Source organism: Shewanella sp. 10N.286.45.A1 (assembly GCF_041470405.1).
Lineage (GTDB): Bacteria > Pseudomonadota > Gammaproteobacteria > Enterobacterales > Shewanellaceae > Shewanella.
Genome location: NZ_JBFRMK010000057.1, coordinates 1 through 3,767 on the forward strand (window position 1 = coordinate 1; position 3,767 = coordinate 3,767).

The 3,767-nt window shown below is 42.3% G+C and carries 3 protein-coding genes and 1 pseudogene; 3 read left to right on the forward strand and 1 reads right to left on the reverse strand.

Going from position 1 to position 3,767, the window contains the following annotated elements:
* Positions 1-340 precede the first annotated feature (340 nt).
* From AB4238_RS05225 to AB4238_RS05235, 3 genes are all read left to right on the forward strand, one after another.
* Complete coding sequence (locus AB4238_RS05225) at positions 341-1,555, forward strand: pyridoxal phosphate-dependent aminotransferase (protein ID WP_372032032.1); 1,215 nt, start codon at positions 341-343, stop codon at positions 1,553-1,555.
* Between the two features lie 113 nt (positions 1,556-1,668).
* Positions 1,669-2,256, forward strand: a complete 588-nt coding sequence (gene yfbR, locus AB4238_RS05230) for a 5'-deoxynucleotidase (RefSeq protein WP_372032034.1) — start codon at positions 1,669-1,671, stop codon at positions 2,254-2,256.
* Between the two features lie 19 nt (positions 2,257-2,275).
* Positions 2,276-3,610 carry an anti-phage deoxyguanosine triphosphatase gene (locus tag AB4238_RS05235; RefSeq protein WP_372032035.1) on the forward strand — a complete coding sequence of 445 codons (1,335 nt, stop codon included), beginning with the start codon at positions 2,276-2,278 and terminating at the stop codon, positions 3,608-3,610.
* A 78-nt stretch (positions 3,611-3,688) separates the two neighbouring features.
* On the opposite strand, the pseudogene AB4238_RS05240 reads toward AB4238_RS05235, so the two are convergent.
* Positions 3,689-3,767: pseudogene (locus tag AB4238_RS05240) on the reverse strand (MarC family protein); the annotation flags it as partial.

The following is a 3,767-nucleotide window of genomic DNA, read 5'->3' on the forward strand; positions in this document are numbered from 1 at the left end:
AGAATAACTATTAGCTCAAATCCCACAACTTGCCTACAACGTTTTGAATTCCCGCTGAATGGTCAAACTTTTAATGCAATTGGTATTATTTACTCATTTGTGACACCGTACAGTTAATTAAGATAATCGGCGGACAGACGCAAGAGCAGTACATAACACTCGCGCACAAGCATACTCACAGCATTATCTTCCGATTTTGCACGTAATTCACACCTCGGTTAGCGCAAACAGCTAATGACAACCTTATTTAACGCTATCTTTGTAAGGTCATTTTAGTTATTGTTCATTGCATAATGTCCTTAAGACAATTGACTCATTTTTAAAGCATTTCGAGGTATAGATGCGCCCTATTATCAAATCCACTAAATTGGACTCTGTCTGCTACGATATTCGTGGCCCAGTGCATAAAGAAGCAAGAAGATTAGAGGATGAAGGTCACCGGATCTTAAAGCTCAATATTGGTAACCCTGCTCCCTTTGGATTTGAAGCGCCTGAAGAGATAGTTCGCGATGTCATTTTAAACCTGCCAAGCGCACAGGGGTATTGTGAATCAAAGGGACTCTTTTCAGCCAGAAAGGCGATCGTTCAGCATTATCAATCCCAAGGTATATTTGGAGTCGATATAGAAGATATCTATATCGGCAACGGTGTATCCGAGTTGATTGTAATGGCGATGCAGGGGCTATTAAACAGCGATGATGAAGTGCTTATCCCCTCTCCCGATTACCCTCTTTGGACAGCTGCAGTGCATTTGTCTGGTGGTAAAGCGCAACACTACCGCTGTGATGAAGAGTCTGACTGGTTTCCTGATATTGACGATATCAAAAGTAAAATCACCCCGCGTACTCGCGGGATTGTGCTGATTAACCCAAATAACCCCACGGGAGCCGTTTATTCAAAAGAGTTGATCCTAGAAGTCATCGAGTTGTGTAGGCAGAATGACATGATTTTATTTAGCGATGAGATCTACGATAAAATCTTATACGACGACGCCGAGCATATTCCGTCAGCGAGCCTTTCTACTGACATATTAACCGTAACTTTTAACGGCCTGTCAAAAGTTTACCGGGCTGCAGGCTTTCGAGTTGGCTGGATGATGCTTACTGGTAACTTAAAGTCTGCAAAAAGCTATATAGAAGGTTTAGACATGTTGGCGTCAATGCGCTTATGTGCCAATGTACCCAATCAGCATGCCATACAAACCGCGCTCGGAGGCTATCAAAGTATCCAAGAGTTAGTACAGCCTGGTGGACGCCTGCGAGAACAACGAGATACCTGTGTTGAGATGCTCAATCAGATCCCAGGGATCAGTGTCGTTAAACCCAAAGGCGCTCTTTATGCTTTCGCAAAATTGGATCAGAAGAAGTTCAATTTACGAGATGACGAGCGTTTAGTGCTCGATTTACTCAAAGAAAAAAAGATACTGTTAGTACAAGGCACTGCATTCAATTGGCCTGAGCCTGATCACTTACGCGTTGTCTTCTTGCCTTATAAAGATGAATTAGCCAAAGCACTGGGTGAGTTTGGTGAGTTCCTGGATGGATATAAACAATAGATTTTCCATTTCTAGGTGAGAACTACTTTTATTGATAAAACGACCTTAGGGTCGTTTTTTATTGAAGTGATTATGATAATCTCAATAGGTTCTCACATGATGTAAGGAAACTAATGAGCCATTTATTTGCCCACCTAGCTAGAATGAAATTAATTCAACGCTGGCCACTTATGTACAACGTTAGAACAGAAAACGTTCAGGAACATTCGCTTCAAGTCGCTATGGTAGCGCATTCACTTGCAATTATTAGCAACAAAAAATTTGACGGTAACTATGATCCTAACCAAGCCGCTACCATCGCAATCTTCCACGATGCTAGTGAAATACTGACTGGTGATCTGCCAACCCCAGTCAAATACTTTAATAAAGAGATTGAAGCCGAATATAAAAAAATAGAGGCGATAGCAGAGCATCGTTTACTGGAGATGGTCCCCGAAGAGTTTAAAGAAGACTATCAGGCGCTGTTAACTAGTGAGCACGCAGACAGCCGATATAAAACATTAGTAAAGTCAGCTGATACACTTTGTGCTTATTTAAAATGCCTAGAAGAGCGTCGGGCCGGCAATACTGAGTTTAATACCGCGCAGAAGCGATTAGAGCAGAGTCTTAAAAACGATCCTAATCCAGCAGTAAACTATTTCATTGAATGCTTCATCCCAAGCTTCACTCTCGATTTGGATGATATCAATAAGCTGCTATAAGTCTGACAAAGGAAGGCACATGGATATTACACCTTGGCATGAGAGACGTTTAATTGAAGACAAACATAGACGCAACGACCATCGTAGCCCGTATCAACGAGATCGTGCTCGAATACTCCACTCAGCAGCCTTTAGACGTTTGCAAGCTAAGACGCAGGTGCTTGGTGTCGGCCTAAATGATTTCTACCGAACTCGTTTAACCCATTCGCTTGAGGTTAGCCAAATTGGTACTGGGATCCGTGCTCAGCTAAAACAGAAACACCCACAACAAGATGCATTACTTGATTCCATGAGCTTGATAGAATCTTTGTGCCTAGCCCACGATATTGGCCACCCGCCCTTTGGACATGGTGGTGAAGTGGCACTTAACTATATGATGCGCGACCATGGCGGCTTTGAGGGTAACGGACAAACCTTTAGGATCTTAACCAGAATCGAACCCTATACCGAATATTATGGAATGAACCTCTGCCGACGTACATTGCTCGGTGTGCTCAAGTATCCAGCTCCTTATAGTCTGTTACAACGCAAGCTTCCCCACAAAGAAGTCTGTCATTTTAGACAGTTAAAGCCCTCACAATGGCCACCCGTTAAAGGATTATTTGATGATGACCAAGAGATCTTAGACTGGGTATTAGCGCCATTATCAGAAGCAGATAAAACTCTGTTTCTTTCTCATCAGTTGGTAGAGGGATCAGTTCACCGCCGAACTCAATATAAGTCCTTTGACTGCTCAATCATGGAGCTGGCCGATGATATTGCTTATGCGGTTCATGATCTAGAAGACGCGATCGTTATGGGGATCGTTACCCGCGAACAGTGGACTAAAGATGTAGAGAACAAGCTAAAACAAAGCCAAGACTGTTGGATCAAAAATGAGTTTACGACTATAGGTGAAAGGCTTTTCTCTAGTAAACACCATCTAAGAAAAGATGCCATTGGAACTTTGGTTAATGGTTTTGTAACTGCCATTTCCATTACCGAAAATATAAAGTTTAGTGAGCCACTACTAAGATATAATGCTGCATTAGAGAGTGATTTCAATGAAGCTCTGGAGATCCTTAAACAATTTGTTTATCAATATGTTATTCGAAAGCCTGAAATACAGATGCTTGAGTATAAGGGTCAACAAATAGTCATGGAGTTGTTTGAGGCGTTTATATCGGATCCAGAACGTTTATTGCCGACAAACACTCAAGAACGCTGGAAAGAAGCCCAACACAAAGGGTTAAACTGTCATCGGGTGATAGCGGACTATATCTCAGGAATGACAGATGAGTTTGCAGCAAGGCTGCATCAACACTTGTTCAGCCCGAAATCAGGTTCAATGATTGAATTAAATCGAGAACTTTAGCGAGTTAACCTTCTTAAACCGAGCAGGTATATACAAAAAAGGCACCTAACGGTGCCTTTCTTATTTAATTAGAGCCAGTTAAGCCATCACACCGGGGAATAGACCTTTAATTCCCGCCCCTATGACTTCGATGCCAATCGAGAGCATCAACAAGCCC

Bases quoted from the DNA above. Each gene is read 5' to 3' on its own strand.
- AB4238_RS05225 (WP_372032032.1), top strand. From the start codon at position 341: ATGCGCCCTATTATCAAATCCACTAAATTGGACTCTGTCTGCTACGAT.
- yfbR (WP_372032034.1), top strand. From the start codon at position 1,669: ATGAGCCATTTATTTGCCCACCTAGCTAGAATGAAATTAATTCAACGC.
- AB4238_RS05235 (WP_372032035.1), top strand. From the start codon at position 2,276: ATGGATATTACACCTTGGCATGAGAGACGTTTAATTGAAGACAAACAT.